Genomic DNA, 21,967 nt, shown 5'->3' on the forward strand with positions numbered 1-21,967 from the left:
TCGCGAAACGGGCGGGTGGCCGGTGATCGCACCGCTACCGCTACCGTGACCGGACCACGCACCACACATCACGACCACGCACCACGCACCACGCACCACGACGACGCGCTACGACGACGCGAACACGAAGACGCGAGACGAAGACGCCATACGGGGAGTGCCTTCAGGTGGCCACTGCGGAGCCGACACGCGCCGACGACGCCGATCCGGGCCCGGAGTCCGGCCCGCGAATACCCCTGCCGGAAGCCGACGGGCAGCCGCCGGGTGCCCTCGTCTCCCCCCGCGCTTCCCGCCCCGAGGCAGCCGTCTGGGCCGTGCGTGCCCGGATGCTGCGGTATCCGGTGCTGTCCGTCACCGCGCTCGCCGGTGCGCTGCACGTCGTCTGGTTCTTCACGTTCGCGAACAGTGGCGGTGACCTCGCGGCGCAGGACGCCTGGGCCGAGTTCGTCGGCCGGCATCCCGACTCCGCGTACAACATGGCCTGGTACGGCGGGATGCACGCGGTGTCGTACAGCGTGGTGTCGCCGTATCTGATGTCGGCCCTCGGTGTGCGGACGACGATGATGCTCGCGGGGACGGTGTCGGCCGCGCTGCTGACGATGCTGCTGATCCGCAGCCGGGCGGTGCGCAATCCGCTGTGGGCCGCGCTCGCGGGCGTGTTCGGACTGCTGGGCAACGCGGCTTCGGGACGGGTGACGTTCGGGCTGGGCATGGTGTTCGGGCTGGCCGCGGTCGCCGTCGTGTTCTGCTGGCCGTACCGCTGGCGCTACAAGCGCTGGGCGAAGGCCCTGTGCGCGGCGCCGCTGGCGGCGCTGGCCACGATGTCCTCGCCGGTCGCGGGCCTGTTCGTGGGGCTGGTGGCGGTGGCGCTGTTCCTGCAGAAGCGGCGGCCGGGGGCGTGGGCGCTGGGGCTGGGGCCGACCGCGGTGGTGGCGGTGTCGGCCTGGATGTTCCCGTTCTCGGGGACGCAGCCGATGGGATTCGGTTCGGTGGTCCTGCCCCTGGTGTTCTCCGTGCTGGTGTACGTCCTGGTGCCCCGGGAGTGGATCACGGTCCGGATCACGGCCGCGGTGTACGGGCTGGGCGTGGTGCTGGTCTGGCTGGTGAGTTCGCAGATCGGTTCCAACATCACGCGGCTGGCGATGCTGTTCGCCGGGGTGGCGCTGGTGGCGGCGCTGCCGTTCGCCGTGCCGCGGAGCCGTAAGTGGTACGCGATCGTCGTGGCGTTCGTCGGGTTCGTCGGGTGGATCGGCTTCAAGTCGGTCGACGACGTCGTGCACACGACGCCGACCGCGTCCTGGGCGCGGGAGCTCGCGCCGCTGGTGAACGAGCTCCAGGAGGTCGGCGCCGACAAGGGGCGGGTGGAGGTCGTCCCGGCGCGTTCGCACCGCGAGGCCTCGGCGCTCGCGCCGTACGTCAATCTGGCGCGGGGCTGGAACCGGCAGGCCGACATGGAGCGCAACCCGCTCTTCTACGACGACACCCTCAATTCGGCCAACTACCACGAGTGGCTGAAGCGGTGGGCGGTGCACTTCGTGGTGCTGCCGAAGGACGAGCCGGACGGTGACGGCAGTAAGCGGGAGCGGGAACTGGTGCAGCGGGGGCTGCCGTATCTCCAGCAGATCTGGGGCGACGCCAACTGGCAGCTGTTCGCGGTGAACGACCCGACCTCACTGGCCGAGCCGAACGCGGTCGTGGAGCGGGCCAGCCAGAGCGAGATGACGGTGCGGGTCGGGAAGGCGGGCCGGGTCGTCGTGCGCATCCCGTACTCGCCGTGGCTGAGCATCGTCGACGCGGACGGCGACAAGCTGGAGGGGCCGCAGGAGACGGAGGAGTCCAGGAACCGTTCCGACGGCGACGGCGCTGTCGACGAGGGCGGGGAGGACCGGCCGAAGACGTACGACAACCTCAACGGCTGTCTGACGGAGACCGAAGAGGACGAGAACGGCGACAAGTGGACCGTGCTGCTCGCGCCGGAGCCGGGCACGTACCGGCTGGCGGCGCCGTACGACGTGCCGCGGGGCACTCCGTGCCCGGAGGAGCTGCGCTGACCTGCTGACGCGGCGGGTCCGGGAACCGGCCGGCGCCGTACCGGATCCGGCGGGCACGGCGCCGTCGCACCGGGTGGGACGGGTCGCCGTGTGACGGAGCTCGTCGACGCGGGTGCACCCCGCCGGACACAGCGCTCTCCACTCCAGTCGAGCGTTCAGTATCGTGAACGCCGGTCATCAGCATGAACATTTTGCGCGCTCTTGACCCTCCTCTTCCTTGTCATGCTCACACCTGCGCACTCACGATGAGCGGGCACTTCGCGCCCTGTCGCAGAAGCACCTCGGACCCACCGCAGACCTACCCCACTCGGGCGAAGTGTCAACCAGCTGAGCGGAGTTCACAAGGCGGACCCTGGAAGGGGGGACATGAACAGTCTCGACTGGGCGGTGCTCATCGGCTACTTCGCGGTGATGGTCGCCATCGGTGTCTGGTCGCACAAGCGGGTGGGCAACGTCAGCGACTTCTTCACGGCCGGGGGAAAGATGCCCTGGTGGCTCTCGGGCATCTCCCACCACATGTCGGGCTACAGCGCGGTGATGTTCACCGGCTACGCCGGCATCGCGTACACGTACGGCGTGACGTCCTTCGTCACCTGGTCCTTCCCCATCGCCCTCGGTATCGCCATCGGGTCGAAGCTGTTCGCCCCGCGGATCAACCGGCTGCGCTCCCGGCTCCATGTGGCGTCCCCGCTGGAGTACCTCAAGAACCGTTACGACCTGAAGACCCAGCAGGCGCTGGCCTGGTCCGGCATGCTGCTGAAGATCGTGGACGTGGGCGCGAAGTGGGCGGCGATCGCGACGCTCCTGGCGGTGTTCACCGGCGTCTCGCTCAACGAGGGCATCCTCATCACCGGCGTGGTCACGGCGGTCTACTGCACCATCGGCGGCCTGTGGGCGGACGCGCTGACGGAGCTGGGCCAGTTCATCATCCAACTCTTTGCCGGTCTGGCCATGTTCTTCGCGGTGGTGGTCGAACTCGGCGACCACGGCGGCTTCTTCGGCGTGTGGGACGAGCCCGAACTCCAGGGTCACGCGGAGCCGCTGGTCGGGCCGTACGGCACGGTCTTCCTGCTGGCGTTCCTGTTCATCAAGCTCTTCGAGTACAACGGCGGCATGCTCAACCAGGCCCAGCGGTACATGGCCACGGCCACACCCCGCGAGGCGGAGCGCTCGGCGCGGCTCTCGGCGGTGCTGTGGCTGGTCTGGCCGCTGGTGCTGTTCTTCCCGATGTGGATGTCGCCGCTGCTGGTGGAGTCCCAGAAGGCGGACGGCTCCGACTCGTACGCGCTGATGACCGAACAGTTGCTGCCGCACGGCCTGTTGGGCCTGGTCATCGTCGGCTTCTTCTCCCACACGATGGCGATGTGCTCCTCGGACGCCAACGCCATCGCGGCCGTGTTCACCCGGGACGTCGCCCCGGTGCTGTCGGCGAGGGCGCGGCGCTGGAACGACCGGTCGGGGCTGCTCGCGGCCCGGGTGACGACCGTGGTCTTCCTCGGCCTGTCCATGGCGGTGGCGACACAGGTGGACTCGCCCACGTTCAAGGACATCATCACCGTGGTCATCAAATGGGTGGCCGGCCTGATGGGCCCGATCGCCATCCCGATGATGCTGGGTCTGCTGCGGCCGTTCCGCCGTTCGGGCCCGACCGCGGCGCTCACCAGCTGGTCCATGGGCCTGCTGGCCTTCTGGCTGGTCAACTACCCCGTCAACTGGGCCGTCGAGGGGGGCGTGCCCCTGGAGTACCAGGTCTCGATCCCGCTCGCCGTCTCACTGGTCCTGTACGTCCTGATCGGCTACGCGAAGCCGGAGGACACCCCGGAACGGATGGCGGTCATCGAGCGCATCAACACCGACGGTGACGACTCCGCCGCGGCGGCCGTGCCGGCGCGGTCCGGAGCCCCGGACGCGGCACCCGCCCGGACGACGGACTAGGGCCGCCCGCCACGGGTCACGGGCCACGGATCACGGGGCGCGGAAGTCCGGGACGTCACGGGAGTCACCCGGTCAGGGAGCCGCCCGTTCCCCTCGGATAGCGCGCCATCCAGGCCGGGGACGACCCGGCGGGCCCGTGCAGGGCGGGCCCCTGGGTCATCTCCATGGCGAAGTCGTCGGCGAGTTCCAGCAGCGTGGGACGGCCCTCCAGTTCGGCCAGCCAGGCCGGCGGGAGGGCCGTTTCGCCGTAAAGGGCCCCCAGCAGCCCACCGGTCAGCGCACCGGCCGCCGCGCTGGGCCCGTCCTGGTTGACGGCGAGGCACAGCCCGTGCCGTACGTCCTCCCCCACCAGCGCGCAGTACACGGCGACGGCGACGAGCCCCTCGGCGGCCCCGGCCCCGCTCAGCCGGGTCACCCGCTCCGGCGTGGGCATCCCCTGCCGCACGGCGCCCAGGGCGTGCTGCAGGGCGTCCGACACGGGCTGGTGCCCCGGCCGTTCGGCCAGCAGCGCGAGTGCCCGCTGCACCGCCGTGTCGAGGGTCTCGCCCCGGGCCAGCCCGTGCACGATCACCGCGTACGCGCCGGCCGCGAGGCAGGCGGTCGGATGACCGTGGGTCTGCGCCGCGCACTCCACGGCGAGCTGGGCGACGAGCTGCGGCTCCCAGCCGACGAGCAGCCCGAAGGGCGCCGACCGGGCCGCCGCCTCGGGGCCCGTCTCACCGGGGTTCTTGGGCGCCTCGGGCGTCCCCATCCTCTCGTCCCCGAGCCCGATCAGCAGCGCGCGGGCCGGGTCGCGTCGGGCGTAGAGCCACTCCTCACGGGCGAGCCACCCGTCCTCCTTGCGGCGCTCGTCGGGCCCCCAGTCCCGCTGGGTGGTGGCCCAGCGCAGATACGCGCGGTGCAGATCGGTCGGCGGGTGCCAGGCACCGGTGTCGCGCCGCACCTGGGCGCGGATCAGGCCGTCCACGGAGAACAGTGTCATCTGGGTGAGATGGGTGACGGCGCCAAGCCGGCCGTGGGCGGGGGCGAGCCCGGTGATGCCGGCGGCACCGTGCGCCTGACGGATCGCGTCCACGCGCCGGCCGTCCACGGGCGCGCCCAGCGCGTCCCCGACGGCCACCCCGAGCAGTGTTCCGCGCACCCGGCTGCGGAAGTCCTGCTGCTCGCGGCGCCCCCACACGGGTCCGCCAGTCACGTCCACCCAGACCTCCCGGACACCGTGCGTACGTGCGACGCCAAGCACTGTATGCGAACAGGGACGGTCGGATCAGGATCGGTTCAGGGCACGGAGAGGTATGGGGGCGGTGACCGAAGTGACCGGCCCGACCACACCTGGTCACCTACGCCCGGCCTCGTCCAGACGGTGCCGGACCTCGTCGCGCCGCGTCCGCGCCCACTCGTACGACGGGCTCAGTTCCAGAGCACGGTCCAGGTCCCGTAGCGCCCGGTCGTGGCGGCCGAGGCGGGAGAGGGCCACGCCCCTGCTCGCGTACGCCGACGCGTACCCGGGGTCCAGGGCCAGGGCGTGGTCGTAGTGGGCGAGGGCCTCCTCGTCCCGGCCGGCGGCACGCAGGGCGTCGCCGCGTTCGCAGTGGGCCCAGGGGGAGTCGGGTTGCAGGGCGACCGCCCGGTCCAGGTCGGCCAGTTGGCGTGCGGGTTCGTCGAGCGCGCGCCACACCCGGGCCCGGCGGATGAGCGCCCAGGAGTAGTCCGGCTTGAGCGCCAGCGCACGGTCCAGGGCGGTGAGCGCGGCGGCCGGTTCACCGAGGGCGAGGCGGGTGGCGCCGAGGGAGGCCCAGGCGTAGTCGTGGGCCGGGTCCAGCCCCACGGCCCGGCCCAGGTCGGCCAGTGCCTCGTGGTGACGCCGGAGGGTGCGGTGGTACTCGCCGCGCAGGGCGAGGCTGCGCGGGTCGTCCGGTCTCAGCGCGAGGGCGGTGTCCAGGTCGGCGACGGCGGCGGCGTACTCGCCCCGGACACCGCGTGCCACGGCCCGGCTGCGCACCGCGCGCACCGTCGCCCCGGTGGACAGCAGGACGTTCCAGGCGGGCGCGTCGGGTCCCGTGCCGGGCGGACCCGTGCCGGACGCACCCGTGCCGGACGCACCCGTGTCGGGCGTCTGCCCGGCTTCCCCCTCCCCCGGCCTGCCCCACGCCGCTCCGCCCGGCACGATGTGCGGGCCGCCGCCCGACGGGGCCCCGAACGGCTCGTCCCCGGTGAATCGGACCAGCCCCAGCACCGGGCTGTACTCGGCCAGCAACACTTCGAGGACGGCCTCCGTCCCGCCTCCGGCGAGCGCCTCCGACAACCGCCGCCCGAGTCCGGCCACGGCCTCCCGGTCGGTGTCCCGCCCGGCCTCCTCCAGGACCCGCACCCACCGCGCCGCGACGGACTCCCCCTGGTCGCACGCCGCCACGAGATCGCCCAGCACGGCGGTCAGCGCCTCCCGCTCCGGGACGCACAGCCGGTGGTACGACTCCGCCAGCAGCAGCTCGCGCCACTCCTCGTCCGACCACAGCTCTCCGGCTTCCCGCCCGGCCTCCGCCTCCTCGCGCCACTGCCTGAAGACGTCCGCCAGCCGCCGCTGGCGTTCCGCCCAGCCCCGTGGTGAGCGGCCGCGCTGCAGCCGCAGCATCGGCGCCCGCACCACGTCGTGGTAGTGCAGCCGGGCCGTGCGTTCATCGGTGAAGGGCAGGTCGCCCACCCAGGAGTACAGCTCGTCGAGTTGCTCCCGCGGGCAGTCGGCCACGGCCCAGAACACGTCCGCGTCCAGCCAGCGCGGCAGCGCTCCCGCGAGCGCGGCGGACCTGCGCACCGGATCGGGCTCCCACTTCAGGAAGCGCTCCACCGCCGTGGAGCTCGGGTCGTACAGGTCGTGGGGGCCGGTGGGCCGGGTTTTGGCCAGGGTGGACACCAGGACCGGAAGGCCACCCGTGAGCCGGAGCACCTCGGCGACGACGGGTTCGGCCGTGACACCCCGGGCCGCGAGCAGCCCGCGCGCCTCCGCCTCCGTGAACGGGTGCAGCGGCAGGGCGGTCACGACGTCCGCGAAGCCGCCCCAGCGGCCGAGGTCGAAGGGACTTCGGCCGGCGGTGACGACGACGACCGTGGCGGGCAGCCCGCCGTGCCGGTCGGTGGTCACGAGGTCGCGCAGCCAGCCGTCCAGGAAGGAGCCGGTGCGTTCGTACGTGTCGAAGAACAGGACGATCCACGGCACCGAGGCGGCGGCGTCGGACAGTTCGCCGGCCAGCACGGGGGTGAGGACGCTCTCCGGGTCGAGGACGAGCCGCACGTCCTCGTGGTTGCGGAAGCGGGCGCCGAGACCGGCGCGCAACCGGTCGGCTCCCTGGGCGAGTTGGGCGGGGTCGAGGACACCGGTGAAGGCGCCGAGGCCCGGGACCATGCCGAGCCCGGCCAGTCCGGCACGGGCGACCGCCATGCTGCCCGCCGACGGGTCCTGCGCTTCCGGTTCCAGCGCGGCGAGGACGGCCGTCTCCGCCTCGTGGCGCCGCTCGCGGTAGGTGGCCAGGAGCCGCTCCAGGTCCTTGGCCCGGTGCCCCTGGGCCGCGAACTGGCGGCACATCGCGTCCAGCGCCTCCGGCACGCCGCCCGCACTCTCGTCGACGTAGGCCGTCAACGCGCCGCGCGCCCGCGCCAGCTGCTCGAACTCCCGCACCAGGAAAGTCTTTCCGACACCCGCGTCGCCGTGCACGTGGAAGAGGAACCGGTGCCGTTCGTCCTCCGGCGGGGTGTCGAAGTTCGCCCGGAACAGCTCCCGTTCGGCATCGCGGGCCACGAACCCGGCGCGGTGGCGCTGTTGGACGAGCTGCTGCATCGACGGCCGTGCCTGCGCCACGCGTACGCCCCTCCGCCCTCCTGGCCCTGTCCCCGACCCGACGGGCCCCATTCTGTCTCAATGCGTACGGGACACGGGCCGTCGGACGGGGAAGAAACCCGCCATGTCCACCACCACCGCACGGGGCGCGCTCCCGCTGACCGCCGCGCTGCTCACCGCTTCCGTCGCCCTCTACATGGCACTCGTCGCCTTCGGCAACATCACGGACTTCGGCACGAACCAGGAGTTCGTCCGGCACGTCCTGGCCATGGACACCACGTTCGAGGACGACGACCTGATGTGGCGCGCGATCACGCACGAAGGGCTCCAGGACGCGGCGTACGTGGCGATCATCGTATGGGAGACGGTGGCCGCGCTGGTCCTGGCCTACGGCACCTGGCTCCGGGCCCGCCGCGACCACACCCGCGCCCGCCGCGTCTCCACCTACGGCCTCCTCATGGTCATGCTCCTGTTCGGCGCCGGTTTCCTCGCGATCGGCGGCGAGTGGTTCGCGATGTGGCAGTCGGCGGACTGGAACGGCCTGGACGCGGCGACCCGGGCGTTCGTCTTCAGCGGGGTGGTCCTGCTGGTCAACCAGCTGCCGGGGCTTGACACCGGGCGAACCGGGCATTCCGGCGATTGACTTCGGAATACGTTCCGAAGTGCGGTGGCGCCATGTCCACCCCCACGGCCGCCTTCTCCGAACTCTCGAAGAACCCGAAGCGCGTCGCCGAGACCCTCGACCAGGCACAGAGGTGTTGACCGGACTACGAGACGACACGCCGGAGGCGTGTGCCTCACCCGCTTGGTCTAGCCGGTACACGTTGCGCATCCGAACGACGAAGGAGCGCGACGGACTTGGACGCGACATCACGTGACATCCAGTCGATCAGCCTGCCGCGATGGGGGCGGGTGAGTGTGGAGTTCCCCCCGCGAACTGGACAGCGGGTGTTTACGCTGCCGGGGCGAGGTTCTGCCTGAGCAGGGATCTCGTTTCGAGCGGGGTGACGTACCCGTAGTCGGGGTGCCGACGGAGCCGGCTGCGGTTGTACTCGACCTCGACGTGGCGGAAAACGTCGGCCCGGGCGGCCTCCCGGGTATCCCACATGGTCGTCCCGATCTCCGCTTTCAGGATGGCGAACCAGCTTTCCGCAGCGGCATTATCGCAACAAGAGCCGACGCGCCCCATCGACTGCCTCATGCGCAACTTGCGTATTTCGGTGCGGAATTCGTCACTCGTGTACTCGCTGCCGCGATCCGTATGCATGACGCAACCGTGCTCCAGGCCGCCACGCCCGGCCGCCATCCGCAAGGCGGCGACCGGCAGCTCGGCGCGGTGGTGATCGGCCATCGCCCAGCCGACCACCACCCGCGTCGCGAGATCGATACAGGTCGCCAGATACAACTTCCCTTCCCGCGTGCCCAGTTCAGTCATGTCGCCGACCAGGCGCACCCCGGGCCGGGGCGCGGTGAAGTCCCGGCCGATCAGGTCGGGCGCGAACACCGCCCGCTTCGCCTGCCGGGTCAGACCCCGACGCCGGCGGCGGGTGATCCCGACGATCCGGTGCTTGCGCATCAGCCGCTCGACCCTCTTGGAGTTCACCACCCGCCCGGCCCGCCGCAGGGCGGCGTGGATCCGCGGGGCCCCGTAGGCACCGCGAGATCCGGCGTGAAGCACCCGGATCCCACCCACCAGCACCTCCTCGGCCCGCTCCCGCACCGTCCGGGCCGACCGTGACGCCCGGTGCGCGTAGTAGGCGGAACGGGTCACTCCCAGCACACGGCACAGAAACGCAACACTGTGACCCGCAGGATTACCCTCCGATGCCCTCCCCGCACCGATGAAACGACACCGTGCCGCAGTGTCTACCTCATCTTGTCCTGCGCGAAGAAGGCGGTCGCTTTTCCCAGAACCTCGATCATGGCCTCCTGCTCGCGGACCTTCCGCCGCAGCCGGACCAACTCCTCACGCTCCGCAGAGGTCAAAGCCCCGGCGGGCCCCTCACCACGGTCGACCCTCGCCTGCTTCACCCACCCGCGCAGCCCTTCCGGACTCACGCCCAGATCCCTCGCGACCTCGGTGACCGTCTTCTCCGAGGACAACACCAAGGCGACCGCGTCCCGCTTGAACTCGGCCGTGTACCGCTTGCTCATATTGCTCTTGCTACTCACTGCCTGTGACTGCTTCCTCCGGGACCATCCGTCCCAGTATCAAGCTGTCCGGCCGGCGGGGGGAACCTCAGCTGGCGGGCGGCGAAGAGATGGCAGTAGGTACGGAACTCGGGGTCAGGATCGTCCTGCGCCAGCAGGCCCTGTCAGTAGGCAGCGTCAGGCCGCACCGGCGGAACGTCGGCTTCGGTCGTCCAGACCGGCGTGATCACGTACACATCCCCACCAGCGAACAACTCATCGAGGACTGTGTTGTACCGCTCCAGGACGACGGCGTACTCGCTCTCGTCCTCTGCGTATCGCTTCGACTCCGGCAGGCTGTGGAAGCGCACCCAGACATTGCGGTACGGGTCGCGGAGCTTGTAACCAACCGGCGGGCAGTCCGGCCAATGCCGCTGCCACAGGTCCGTCAAGACCGTCCGTACGTCTCCAAACACCTGCCGCACTCGTCCTCTCGGACATGGGCTGCCGTCGATGACCATGATGCCCGGCACCTACCCATCAAGAGAAGCGTGGTCTTCACAGAGTTGGAGGCGGCCCGTACGGTCATTCGACCCGAATTACCAAACGGACCGTGTGGACAACTTTTGCACTCCACCCGTGCAGGGCGACTCGTTACGAATGTCGGACGAGGTTCGCGCGCAGCACCTCTTCGATGTCCAACTCCACCTCGCGCGTGTGAACCCCGGCCGCGAGTGCTGCCCGGGCAAGCTCTCCAGACGCGGGGGTGAACGTTTCGCCGAGCAGGCGGTCTTCCGCGCGCAGTGCGTCCTCGAGCGTGCCGTCGGCCGCGTCGATTGCTTCGGTAGCCGCGGCGCGGACACCGGCGGGCAGATTCGCGATGGTCAGTGCGACCCACTCAACATATTCGTCCAGTTCTGCGGCGGGCAGAGCTCGGTTCACCCATCCCCACCGCTCGGCAGTCGCCGCGTCGACGAGCCCGCCTGTCAGCACGATCTCGAGAGCGCGAGCGCGACCCACGAGGCGGGGCAGGTGGGCAGTTGCACCGGCTCCAGGGACGATGCCGATCAGTGTCTCGAACTGGCCGAACGCCGCAGTCTCGAGGGCCGCGAATCGCAGATCCAGGCTGGAGACCAGCTCGGATCCACCGCCACGGGCGAGTCCCGCGACTTTGGCGATGGTGGTCTGAGGCAGACGCCGCCAGCGTTCATGAAGCCGCATCATCGGGCCCGTCCCGACAAGCGTCTCCTCCGCGATCGGGAGGGCGGCGTAGGTCGCGGGGTCCTCCACGAATGACAGGTCGCCGTGTGCCAGGAAGAACTCCGGATTGGCGCTCTGGACCACGATGACGTGCAGATCGGGATCATTCTCGGCCGATGCAGCGACGGCGTCCAGGTCGAGCATGAGCTGCGCCGTCATCAGGTTGACGGGCGGAACATCAATCGAGACCCATAGCACTCCGTCCTGGCGCTTGACATTGAGGCTGGGCAGGGACTGTTCGGTCATGAGATTCCTTTGGGTTGACGGTATCTCTGGTATACCTGGGACATGACAGGTACTTCAACGCAACCTGGTATCCGCGAAGATCCTGCCGGTCACGAGACCATCGTCGGCCCGCAGCGCGAGCTCCTGGATCAGCTGCTGGACAAGTGGGGTCACCTGCTGCTGGCCGCGTTGTGCCAGCAGCCGCGACGCTTCAACGAGCTCAAGAGAGAGCTCGATGGGGTCACTCAAAAATCGCTGACGCAGGCACTGCGACGGTTGGAACGCAACGGCCTCGTCGAGCGCCGGGTACTGACGCAACGCCCCATTGCTGTGGAGTACCGGATCACGCCGCTGGGTCGCACGCTTGAGGAGCCCTTCTCGATCCTGCGCGCCTGGACCGCCGACCACCTCCCCGAAGTCGAACGGCACAGGGATGCATTTGACAAAGGCGCGGACACTCATTAGTCCGGAAAAGGGCCTGCGGTTCGGTCCAAATCATCGGTCAACGCATCCGTGACCTGGGCCGGGAGACCACGATCGAGCACATGCACGCCCATCTCCCCCGCGTGCTGAAGCCAGCCGCATCGTGATCGATTCCTTGGCCTGGACGCCGTCGTCAAGAAGTTGGCACGGGGTCCTCAGGAGAGCCGTCACCATACGTGCTGCCCGCAGTGAGGCCCTCGACGAACGAGCGGAAATCACCAGCCAGGACGAGCTCCGAGTCGAGGTCGGTCTCGAACCATGTGACCGAGGGCTCGCCATCCCGCCCGCAGGTGCGGTAGTCGAGCCCAATCCAGCAGTGCCCATCACCGGAGAGCAGCACCAGTGGTGCCGGCATGCCCCACTCCTCAACCAAGTACGGAGTGTCGAGCAACGAGGTCATCCCATCGCGTCGCCCGATGCCCATCAGGTCGTCGAAGGGGACGTGGTCTTCGCTCCACGAGGTAGGCCGACTCGTGGGGAACACATCGTGATCAGTAGCCACGACGCCGCCGTTCTGAACCCGCAGAAGATCGAGCAGGGCCGAAGGCAGCGTCACACCGAGTACACGCTCGGCTTCTCTCACCATCTCGTCCTCAGAGGCTGCTGGACGCCGTGATCACCGTCACCCCAGAACGTCGCCATGACCTCAACGAATCGCGCCATGGCAGGCAGCCTACGGCTCAGCCTCGCTGGCCTCAGCTACAAGATCATTTCTTAGTCCGGAAAAGCGTGTTCACATCACACGTCGGGACGGCGAGGACCTCTACCTGACGACCGCGCGCCATGACCGACAGCGTGTGGAAACGGCGGACATGGCCGCCCGCCTTCTCGCCGCTCTTGTCCGTAGTGAAGCCGGCGGGCAGGCCATACTGCGTGCCCTTCCCTCCGTCTTTCCGTGGGTCCGGCACCTGCCGTCGGAGGAGCTGAAGGAGTTCGTGGCCGAGCTCATCGACGCCACGAACGACGCGGCCGAGCCGGACGTCCACGGCAACCCGCACAGGGTCGTCGTCGAATGGCGCGCGACGGCCCGGATCCTCGCCGACCCCGAACTCACCGCACAGCTCACCCGCCGGTTGCCGGACGAGGACCACGGCGAGGTGACCGCGCCGTGACCCCGAAGCGGGGCGACGGCGTCGCGCCTCCCTCCGTGGGCGAGGAATGGCATCTGCGATTCGCGACGAACGAGGCGGCGAAGGGATGGGGTGAGCTGGGCGCGGAAGCACCGGGAAACACACGTCGCTGTGACGAGGCCCTGCGCAGTGACCCGCTGTCCCGGGCCCACCCCGACCGTCAGCACCGGCTGCACGGCCGACTGGCCACGCGCAACCTCCGCGGCCAGGACTTCGCCCAGGGGGAGTACGAGGTGACGGCAGGCGGCCGCGTCCGCCACCTCGTCGACCAAGAGCGCCGGACGGTCCACCTCGTGTACGCCTCCCCCCGGCATCCCGAGGACACCGACTGACCACCCGCGGCGGCGCCGGATCGGCGAGGGTCCGCCGTTACTCGACGACCCGCACCGTCGTCCCCGCCGTTCCGAAGGTCCACAGGGCCTCGCCGTCGGCCTTGGCCACGCGGATGCCACCGGTCCGGCGGCCTTCGGCGGGCGGGGGCGAGGAGCCGTCGACGGCGTTGGAGAAGGCGATGGAGACGCCGGACTTCGCGGCGAAGTAGACGATGTGCTCGACCTCCACGCCGTCGCTGCCGGTCGTGGCCCCGGTGCGGGTGCCGATCGTGTACGTACCGGGGTCGGGGTCGACCGTGCCCGGCCAGACCTCGAAGGAGCGGCGCGGGGCGTCGCTGGCGTCGACCAGCCACACCTGCTGCGCGTCGAGGGAGTAGACGATACGGCGGCCGGTGCCGGAGTCCGCCGGGACCGCCTCCGCCCCGGCCTCCTCCTCCTCCTTCTCCTTCGGTTCCGCGGACGGTTTCGCGTCCGCCGTCGCCGGCGCGCTCGGGCGGCTCGTGGACGCGGTGGGCTTCGTCCCCCGGTCCGCCTGGACGCCCAGGACCGCCACTACGGCTATCGCCCCCGTGGTCAGCCCGGTCACCCAGGCCCACGAAGGAAGACGGGCAGGCACCGGTACGCATCTCCTAGGTCGGGCGGAGTTCCGACCCCTGGCGTCAAGGACACCGAGGGTCAGATCATCCTACTGCCCGGCCTGCCCGGCTCGGTTTCTCCCTCGGCCCCTCAGTCCAGCACCGGCAGCAGTTCCGGCAGGTGGCCGTCCGACGCCTCGGCCGCCCGTCGCCGTTCCTCCGGGACCTCGCCGTACAGGGTGGTGCGGGGCCTGGCCGGGCGGCCCGCCGCCTCCGCCACCGCGATCAGGTCCCTGACCGACTTGTACGAGCCGTAGGAGGAGCCCGCCATGCGGGAGATGGTCTCCTCCATCAGCGTGCCGCCCAGGTCGTTGGCGCCGGAGCGGAGCATCTCCGCCGCACCCTCCGCGCCCAGTTTGACCCAGCTGGTCTGGATGTTGGGGATGTGCGGGTGGAGGAGGAGACGGGCCATCGCCGTGACCGCTCGGTTGTCGCGGGCCGTCGGGCCGGGCCGGGCGATGCCGGCCAGGTAGACGGGGGCGTTGGTGTGGATGAAGGGGAGGGTGACGAACTCCGTGAAGCCGCCGGTGCGCTGCTGGATACCGGCGAGGGTGCGCAGGTGCCCGAGCCAGTGGCGGGGCTGGTCCACGTGGCCGTACATCATCGTGGACGAGGAACGGATGCCCAGGTCGTGGGCCGTTTCGATGACCTCGGTCCAGGTGGCCGCCGGCAGCTTGCCCTTGGTCAGGATCCAGCGGACCTCGTCGTCGAGGATCTCCGCCGCCGTGCCGGGGACGGTGTCCAGGCCGGCCTCCTTGGCGGCGGTCAGCCATTCGCGGATCGACAGGCCGGTGCGGGTGGCGCCGTTGACCACCTCCATCGGGGAGAAGGCGTGCACGTGCATGCCGGGGACGCGCTCCTTCACCGCCTTCGCGATGTCGAAGTACGCCGTCCCGGGCAGGTCGGGGTGGATGCCGCCCTGCATGCAGACCTCCACCGCGCCCACCTCCCAAGCCTGTTGGGCACGGTCGGCCACCTGCTCCAGGGAGAGCGTGTACGCGTCGGCGTCCGTGCGGCGCTGCGCGAAGGCGCAGAAACGGCAGCCCGTGTAACAGACGTTGGTGAAGTTGATGTTGCGGGTGACGATGTAGGTGACGTCGTCGCCGACCGCCGACTTCCGTACGTCGTCCGCGATCCGGCACAGGGCGTCCAGCGCCGGGCCGTCGGCGTGCAGCAGGGCGAGGGCCTCGTCGTCGGTGAGCCGGGCCGGGTCGTCGGCCGCCGTCGCGAGGGCCTGGCGCACGTCGGTGTCGATGCGCTCGGGCCGCATGCCGGGGGCGGCGGCCTCGCGCAGGGCGCCCCAGTCGCCGTACACCTCGTCGAAGTCGTCACGGCGGTCGCCGGTGCGGCCCTCGGTGTCGATGGTGCGGTGCAGGTCGGTACGGCCGCTGGCGGTGAACGCCTCGTCCGGCTCCTGCCAGGGCAGCCCCTCGGGGAGGGCACCGGAGCGCGCCAGGCCCGTGGCCGGGTCGGCGAGCGCCGCCACGTGCGGGCGCAGCCGCGGGTCCAGCCAGGGCTCGCCGCGCCGGACGAACTCCGGGTAGACGCAGAGACGTTCCCTCAGTTCGAAGCCGGCCGCGCGGGACCTCTCGGCGAGTTCGTCGATCTGCGGCCAGGGGCGCTCGGGGTTCACGTGGTCGATGGTGAGCGGGGAGACGCCGCCCCAGTCGTCGATGCCGGCGGCGATCAGCCGCTCGTACTCGGAGTCGACGAGGTTGGGCGGGGCCTGGATGCAGGCGCCGGGGCCGAGGACGTGCCGGGCGACGGCGACCGCGGCGATCAGCGCGTCGAGTTCCGCGTCCGGCATGCCGCGCATCGCGGTGTCCGGCTTGGCGCGGAAGTTCTGGATGATCAGTTCCTGGATGCCGTGATGGGCCCGGGAGACCTTACGCAGCGCGAAGAGGGACTCGGCGCGCTCCTCGTACGTCTCGCCGATGCCGATGAGGACGCCCGAGGTGAAGGGGACCGAGGAACGGCCGGCGTCCTCCAGGACGCGCAGGCGGACGGCGGGTTCCTTGTCCGGGGAACCGTGGTGCGGGCCGCCGGGCTCGGACCACAGACGGGTCGCGGTGGTCTCCAGCATCATGCCCATGGACGGTGCGACGGGCTTGAGGCGCTGGAAGTCGGTCCAGGTCAGCACGCCCGGGTTGAGGTGCGGGAGGAGGCCCGTCTCCTCCAGGATGCGCACGGAGACGGCGCGGACGTACGCGATCGTGTCGTCGTAGCCGTGCGCGTCGAGCCACTCGCGCGCCTCGGGCCAGCGGTCCTCGGGCTTGTCGCCGAGGGTGATCAGGGCTTCCTTGCAGCCGGCGGCGGCGCCCTTGCGGGCGACGTCGAGCACCTCGTCCGGCGACATGAACATCCCGTGCCCGGCGCGGCGCAGCCTGCCGGGCACGGTGACGAACGTGCAGTAGTGGCACTTGTCCCGGCACAGCCGGGTCAGCGGGATGAAGACGCTCTTCGAGTACGTGATCACTCCGGGCCGGCCCGCGGCCAGGAGGCCCGCGTCCCGGACCCGGGCGGCCGAGGCGGACAGGTCCTCCAGCTGCTCACCGCGCGCCTGGAGCAGGACGGCCGCCTCGGCGACGTCGAGGGACACCCCGTCCCTCGCCCGTTTGAGGGCGCGACGCATGGAGTTCTCGGTCGGGCCGGTTCCGGAGGTCGCGGATGCCGATGTCGTCATTCCTCGAGGATACGTTCGGGGTGGTCAGGGCATGGAGGACCGGGCCGGGAGCCGGGCGGGAGCCGGGCGGGAGCCGGGCGGGTGCCGGGTGAGCACCGGGCGGGGTGCCCGAAAGCCGCTCACCGGGCACCGTCACCGGGCGTCGGTGACGTACGGCTGGCACGCGTCCAGCGCCCGCAGCACCCCCGCCTCCCCCTCCGGAGGCAGTTGCACCACGACCTCGTCGATCCCCAGATCGGCGTAGTGGGCGAGCTTCCCCGGGCTGGGCCGGACCGCGTACGGGACGATCTGCAGGGCGCCCGGGTCGCGGCCGGCGTCGGCCCAGGCGGTGCGCAGCGCGGGCAGGGACTCGGACAGGCCGCGCCCGCCGATCGGCAGCCAGCCGTCGGCGTACGCGCAGATGTGCGTGAACAGTTTCGGGCCCGCCGCCCCGCCGACCAGGGTGCGCGGCCCGACGACCGGGCCCCGCGGCTTCTGGACCGGTTTGGGGTACGCGAAGCTGGCCCGGACACTGCCGAACTCGCCTTCGTACGCGGTTGGTTCCTCCGACCACAGGGCCTGCATCAGGCCCATCCGGTCCCGGACCAGATCGCGCCGGGTACGCCATCGCACGCCGTGGTCGGCGGCCTCCTCGACGTTCCAGCCGAAGCCGACCCCGAGGGTGAACCGGCCGCCGGAGAGGTGGTCGAGGGTCGCGATCTGCTTGGCCAGGCCGATCGGGTCGTGCTGCGCGGCGAGCGTGATGCCGGTGCCGACGCCGAGCCGCTCGGTGACGGCCACGGCCTGCCCGAGCGCGACGAACGGGTCCAGGGTGCGGGTGTACTCCCGGGGCAGCTCGGTGCCCGCCGGGTACGGGGTGGTCCGTTCGACGGGGATGTGCGTGTGCTCGGGCAGGTACAGCCCGGCGTACCCGCGCTGCTCCAGCTCACGGGCGAGCCGGGTGGGGGTGATCGTCTCGTCGGTGAGGAAGATCGTGACGGCGATGCGCATGAGCGGCCTTTCGTACGCGGACGACGGAGTCATCAATACCCGGGCCCGGGTCATCTGTCCATACCGACCGGTCGGAACCTGCCCCGTCGCCGAGAAGGGCGACAAGCGGGCTCCCTCTCTACCGATCCGCCGATTCCCTTCCCTCGCACGGCAGTTCACCGCACCGCGCAAGGGCCGCACCACACCGCACCACACCGCACCGCCCCCGCACCCGTGCCCTGGCCGCGTTCGCGGACCCGGGCCGCCGGCAGCTCCCGGCAGCTCCCGGCAGAAGTACGACGGCGGGCCCGGACTCCCGGGTCCGTGGACCACCACGGCGGGCACGAGCGCCGGGCGGCCACCGCCCCCCGGCGCACCGTCCGCGCGGCGCACGTGCGCACGTGTGCGCAGAAGGTGTGGGGACCTTGTGGACCGTGCGCGCGCCCGTGTGATCGCCGTCTCGCACGACTGCCGCATCCGTCACGGACAAGGCAGACTGGCGTGGTTGTTGAGGATGCATAGGGGGACTGCATGGACGGTGCACCGCGCGTACCGGAGCAGCGGCGTCCCGGTTCGCCGGCGGAGCCACCGGCGTCGCAGGAGCCGCAGGAGGCGCAGGAGGCGCAGAAGCCACTGGAATGGCCAAAGCCGCCGGGGTCGCCCGCCCCGCCGGAGTCACCGTTACCTCCGGTGCTGCGCTTCAGCGTGCTCGGTCCGGTGCGCGCCTGGCGTGACGGCGAGCCCGTCGCCACCGGCAGTCCGCAGCAACGCGCGCTGTTCGCCGCCCTGTTGCTCCGCGGCGGACGTACGGCGACGGCGGCCGAGCTGATCGACGCCCTGTGGGGCGAGAAGCCCCCCTCGCAGGCCCTGGCCGCGGTCCGTACGTACGCGTCCCGGCTGCGGAAGGCGCTGGGGTCCGGCGTTCTGGTCAGCGAGTCCGGTGGGTACGCGGTGCGCGGGACGGGCGAGGGCGCGCTGGATGTCGAAGTGGCGCAAGGGCTGGCCGCCGACGCCGAGCGGGCGAAGAACGCCGGGGACCTGTGCACGGCCCGTACGCTCCTGGACCGCGCCCTCGCGCTGTGGGACGGCGAGACGCTGGCGGGCGTACCGGGCCCGTACGCACAGGCGCAGCGGGTGCGGCTGGAGGAGTGGCGGCTCCAGCTCTCGGAGACGCGGCTGGACATGGACCTGGAGCAGGGCTGCCACGCGGAGGCCGTCTCGGAGCTGACGGCGCTCACGGCGGCGCACCCGCTGCGCGAACGCCTGCGCGAGCTGCTGATGCTGGCGCTGTACCGCAGCGGCCGCCAGGCGGAGGCGCTGGCGGTGTACGCGGACACCCGCCGGCTGCTCGCCGACGAGCTGGGCGTGGACCCGCGCCCCGGCCTCCAGGAGCTCCAGCAGCGCGTCCTGAGGGCGGACCCCCAGCTGGCGGAGCCCTCCTCCCCCGCGCCGCCCGAACCGGCCGCCTCCGCCGTGCGTCCCGCCCAACTTCCCGCGAACGTGCCCGACTTCACCGGCCGCTCGTCCTTCGTACGCGAACTCGGCGCGATCCTCGCCTCGGCCGAGGGCCGGGTGATGGCGGTGTCCGCGCTGGCCGGGATAGGCGGCGTCGGCAAGACGACGCTCGCCGTGCACGTCGCCCACCGGGCGCGGGCCGTCTTCCCCGACGGACAGCTGTACGTCGACCTCCAGGGCGCGGGCTCCCGGGCGGCCGAGCCGGAGACGGTCCTCGGCGCCTTCCTGCGCGCCCTCGGCACCCCGGAGGCGGCCGTGCCGGACTCGCTGGAGGAGCGGGCGGCGCTGTACCGCTCCGCGCTGGACGGCCGCAGGGTGCTGGTGCTGCTGGACAACGCGCGCGACGCGGCCCAGGTACGGCCCCTGCTGCCGGGCACGGAGGGCTGCGCGGCCCTGGTGACGTCCCGGGTGCGGATGGTGGACCTGGCCGGCGCCCACCTGGTCGACCTGGACGTGATGTCCCCGGACGAGGCGCTGGCCCTGTTCACGAGGATCGTGGGCGAGGAGCGGGTCGCGTCGGAGCGCGAGGCCTCGCTGGACGTCGTCGCGGCGTGCGGGTTCCTCCCGCTGGCCATCCGTATCGCGGCTTCCCGTCTCGCGGCCCGCCGCACCTGGACCGTGTCCGTGCTGGCGGCCAAGCTCGCCGACGAGCGCCGCCGCCTGGACGAGCTGCAGGCGGGCGACCTCGCGGTGAAGGCCACCTTCGAACTCGGCTACGGCCAGCTGGAGTCCGCCCAGGCCCGCGCCTTCCGCCTGCTCGGCCTGGCCGACGGGCCCGACATCTCCCTGGCGGCGGCCGCGGCCGTCCTGGACCTCCCGGCCGAGGACACGGAGGACCTGCTGGAGTCCCTGGTGGACACCTCGCTGCTGGAGTCCGCCGCGCCCGGCCGCTACCGCCTGCACGACCTGGTCCGCCTCTACGCGCGTTCCTGCGCCGAACGCGACGAGCGGCCCCCGGGTGAACGCGCCGCGGCCCTGTCCCGCCTGCTGGACTTCTACCTGGCGACGGCGGCGGGCGTGTACGCGATCGAGCGGCCGGGGGACCGGCTGGTCGACCACCTGGCCACCACCGACCACCCCGGGCTGCGCTTCCCCGACCGCAAGGCGGCACGGGACTGGCTCTACACCGAGGCGAACTGCCTGCTGTCCTTCGCCCGCCAGTGCGCCGACCTGCCGGACACGCTGCGCCGGAGCATCGACCTGCTGTGGGCCGCCGTGGACCTGTCAGAGTCGGGGGCCAACTCCAAGGAGTACGAGGCCACCGCGCGCACCCTCCGCGACGCCGCCCGGAAGGTCGGCGTCGCGCGGATGGAGGCGCGGGCGCTGATGACGCTGGCGCACGCGCACCTCGACGGCGGCCGGTTCGACCTGGCCGACGAGGAGGCCGAGCAGGTCGTCCGGCTGGCCCGGCGGGCCGACGACCTGCTGCCCGTGTGCTGGGCCCACAACGCCCGCGGCGTGATCGCCCTCTACCAGGGCCGCACCGAGGCCGGCGAGGAGCATCTGACCCACGCCCTCACGCACTTCCGGAGGCTGCGCGACCGCCCGGGTGAGGCGAGCGCGCTCTGCAACCTCTCACGGGTCCGGCTCGCCGCCGGCAGTACCGACAGCGCCGTGGCGCTCGCCCAGGAGGGCATGGAGATCTACGACGCCATGGGCAACTCCCTGCGCGGCGCGAACGGCCGCTACGCCCTCGGCATGGCCCTCACCCAGAGCCACCGGCTCGTCGACGCGGCCGACCGGCTCCTGGAGGCGCTGGAGGTCTTCCGCGACAGCCGGCAGCGGCTGTGGGAGGGCATGACCCTGTTCCGCCTGGCGGAGGTCGACCTCGCCGGGCAGCGGTACGCCCAGGGCGCGGCGAACGCCGAGCTGGCGCTGACGGTGCTGCGCGGCATCGGCGGCGAGTGGCGGCGCGGCAACGTCCTGACGGTCCTGGGCCACGCCCTCACCGGCGTCGGCCACATGGGCCGCGCCCGCGTCTGCTGGGAGGAGGCGGCCCGCATCTACGAGGCGCTCGGGTCACCGGAGGCGGCGACGGTACGGGCCCTGCTGACGCCGGTCGAGGCGGCCTGAGGGCGGCACGGCGGGGGCCGCGGGGTATGTCGGTGCCCGTCGCCGCGGCGTTCATCGTTCGTTTATCGCCGGGCGGGAGGGTGGACCCAGTCGATCCGTCGCGTCGGGGGGCAGGCGGGTCGTCAGGAGAGGCCGCAGCACCGGTCCATCAGGGCCGAGCGGCCGAAGCGGCCCGTCCGGTCACCCTCGGGGGAGTGCCCGGACGGGCCGGACGGCAGGAACACCACACAGGGGAGCAGGAAGAATCATGAGCGACGAGCAGGTCGTCAAGCCGCTGGGCGACATCCACGCCACCTCGGAGCCGCTCGACATCAAGGCCGAGGACGGCAAGAGCGGGGACGGCGGCGCCACCACCCAGGGCGACATCCACGCCACGGACGAGCCGCTGGAGACCAAGGACATCCACGCCACGTCGGAGCCCTTCAAGCCGGCCCGGTAGGCGGACCGCACAGCACGGGGAAAAGGATGGGCCGCGACGGCGCGGAGGGGGAGCCGTCGCGGCCCGTCCGCCTGCCCGAAAACAGCGGCTGGGCCGAGAGCGGCCCCGGCTCTCCCCTCAGCCCGCTCCTCGGCGCCTTCCCGGTCCCGCCGCACGGCGGGGCAGCGTCGGGAACGCAGCCGTTCGCGGCACCGTACGCGGAGGCACGGGTGCCCGGGCAGTCGCACAGTCCGTCAACGACGGGCGACGGCGGTCTCCCGCCACGCGGAGCGCCC

The 21,967-nt window shown here is 71.6% G+C and carries 18 protein-coding genes; 8 read left to right on the top strand and 10 right to left on the bottom strand.

Annotated elements, in window-relative coordinates:
- Positions 1-167: 167 nt before the first annotated feature.
- Positions 168-2,051, top strand: a complete 1,884-nt coding sequence (locus tag ACWZEH_RS14655; protein ID WP_456198749.1) for a DUF2339 domain-containing protein — start codon at positions 168-170, stop codon at positions 2,049-2,051.
- Positions 2,052-2,417: 366 nt separating this feature from the next.
- Entirely contained in the window at positions 2,418-3,986 is a 1,569-nt protein-coding gene (locus tag ACWZEH_RS14660; protein ID WP_456198750.1) for a sodium:solute symporter family protein, read from the top strand.
- A 64-nt stretch (positions 3,987-4,050) separates the two neighbouring features.
- Here the strand turns inward: ACWZEH_RS14660 and ACWZEH_RS14665 are convergent, their stop codons facing one another.
- Complete coding sequence (locus ACWZEH_RS14665; RefSeq protein WP_456198752.1) at positions 4,051-5,187, bottom strand: ADP-ribosylglycohydrolase family protein; 1,137 nt, start codon at positions 5,185-5,187, stop codon at positions 4,051-4,053.
- Between the two features lie 135 nt (positions 5,188-5,322).
- Positions 5,323-7,818 (bottom strand): tetratricopeptide repeat protein, encoded by a 2,496-nt coding sequence (locus ACWZEH_RS14670; protein ID WP_456199602.1) that lies wholly within the window; start codon positions 7,816-7,818, stop codon positions 5,323-5,325.
- Between the two features lie 124 nt (positions 7,819-7,942).
- On the opposite strand from ACWZEH_RS14670, the gene ACWZEH_RS14675 reads away from it, so the two are divergent.
- Positions 7,943-8,461 (top strand): DUF2165 domain-containing protein, encoded by a 519-nt coding sequence (locus ACWZEH_RS14675; protein ID WP_456198753.1) that lies wholly within the window; start codon positions 7,943-7,945, stop codon positions 8,459-8,461.
- 309 nt (positions 8,462-8,770) lie between these two features.
- On the opposite strand, the gene ACWZEH_RS14680 is transcribed toward ACWZEH_RS14675, so the two are convergent.
- The 4 genes from ACWZEH_RS14680 to ACWZEH_RS14695 form a co-directional block, all read right to left on the bottom strand.
- Entirely contained in the window at positions 8,771-9,661 is an 891-nt protein-coding gene (locus tag ACWZEH_RS14680) for an IS3 family transposase (protein ID WP_456199603.1), read from the bottom strand.
- Between the two features lie 23 nt (positions 9,662-9,684).
- Positions 9,685-9,972 (bottom strand): transposase, encoded by a 288-nt coding sequence (locus tag ACWZEH_RS14685; RefSeq protein ID WP_456198755.1) that lies wholly within the window; start codon positions 9,970-9,972, stop codon positions 9,685-9,687.
- Positions 9,973-10,133: 161 nt separating this feature from the next.
- A complete protein-coding gene (locus tag ACWZEH_RS14690; protein WP_456198757.1) occupies positions 10,134-10,469 on the bottom strand; it encodes a DUF3885 domain-containing protein in 336 nt (111 codons plus the stop codon).
- Between the two features lie 133 nt (positions 10,470-10,602).
- A complete protein-coding gene (locus ACWZEH_RS14695) occupies positions 10,603-11,454 on the bottom strand; it encodes an enoyl-CoA hydratase/isomerase family protein (protein ID WP_456198758.1) in 852 nt (283 codons plus the stop codon).
- A 42-nt stretch (positions 11,455-11,496) separates the two neighbouring features.
- Between ACWZEH_RS14695 and ACWZEH_RS14700 the strand changes: the two genes are divergently transcribed.
- Positions 11,497-11,898: a winged helix-turn-helix transcriptional regulator gene (locus tag ACWZEH_RS14700; RefSeq protein ID WP_456198760.1), complete on the top strand. Its 402-nt coding sequence runs from the start codon at positions 11,497-11,499 to the stop codon at positions 11,896-11,898.
- Positions 11,899-12,049: 151 nt separating this feature from the next.
- Here the strand turns inward: ACWZEH_RS14700 and ACWZEH_RS14705 are convergent, their stop codons facing one another.
- Entirely contained in the window at positions 12,050-12,499 is a 450-nt protein-coding gene (locus ACWZEH_RS14705; protein ID WP_456198762.1) for an SMI1/KNR4 family protein, read from the bottom strand.
- Between the two features lie 229 nt (positions 12,500-12,728).
- Between ACWZEH_RS14705 and ACWZEH_RS14710 the strand changes: the two genes are divergently transcribed.
- Together ACWZEH_RS14710 and ACWZEH_RS14715 are read left to right on the top strand one after the other, a co-directional pair.
- On the top strand, positions 12,729-13,028 hold the full coding sequence (locus ACWZEH_RS14710; protein WP_456198764.1) for a prevent-host-death family protein: 300 nt from the start codon (positions 12,729-12,731) through the stop codon (positions 13,026-13,028).
- Entirely contained in the window at positions 13,025-13,378 is a 354-nt protein-coding gene (locus ACWZEH_RS14715) for a hypothetical protein (protein ID WP_456198765.1), read from the top strand. Before ACWZEH_RS14710 ends, ACWZEH_RS14715 begins: the two co-directional genes overlap by 4 nt.
- Before the next feature lie 37 nt (positions 13,379-13,415).
- Here the strand turns inward: ACWZEH_RS14715 and ACWZEH_RS14720 are convergent, their stop codons facing one another.
- The 3 genes from ACWZEH_RS14720 to ACWZEH_RS14730 all read right to left on the bottom strand — a co-directional run bounded on the left by ACWZEH_RS14720 (position 13,416) and on the right by ACWZEH_RS14730 (position 17,686).
- Positions 13,416-13,994, bottom strand: coding sequence for a hypothetical protein (locus ACWZEH_RS14720; RefSeq protein WP_456198767.1), 579 nt, complete (start codon positions 13,992-13,994; stop codon positions 13,416-13,418).
- Between the two features lie 110 nt (positions 13,995-14,104).
- Positions 14,105-16,696 carry a bifunctional FO biosynthesis protein CofGH gene (locus ACWZEH_RS14725; protein WP_456198768.1) on the bottom strand — a complete coding sequence of 864 codons (2,592 nt, stop codon included), beginning with the start codon at positions 16,694-16,696 and terminating at the stop codon, positions 14,105-14,107.
- A 132-nt stretch (positions 16,697-16,828) separates the two neighbouring features.
- Positions 16,829-17,686, bottom strand: coding sequence for a TIGR03619 family F420-dependent LLM class oxidoreductase (locus ACWZEH_RS14730; RefSeq protein ID WP_456198770.1), 858 nt, complete (start codon positions 17,684-17,686; stop codon positions 16,829-16,831).
- 510 nt (positions 17,687-18,196) lie between these two features.
- On the opposite strand from ACWZEH_RS14730, the gene afsR reads away from it, so the two are divergent.
- A complete protein-coding gene (afsR, locus tag ACWZEH_RS14735) occupies positions 18,197-21,253 on the top strand; it encodes an SARP-family global regulator AfsR (protein WP_456198772.1) in 3,057 nt (1,018 codons plus the stop codon).
- 247 nt (positions 21,254-21,500) lie between these two features.
- The gene (locus tag ACWZEH_RS14740; RefSeq protein WP_456198773.1) at positions 21,501-21,692 is read left to right on the top strand and encodes a hypothetical protein; all 192 of its coding nucleotides are present in this window, start codon (positions 21,501-21,503) and stop codon (positions 21,690-21,692) included.
- Positions 21,693-21,967: the final 275 nt, after the last annotated feature.

Source organism: Streptomyces yamdrokensis (assembly GCF_053890455.1).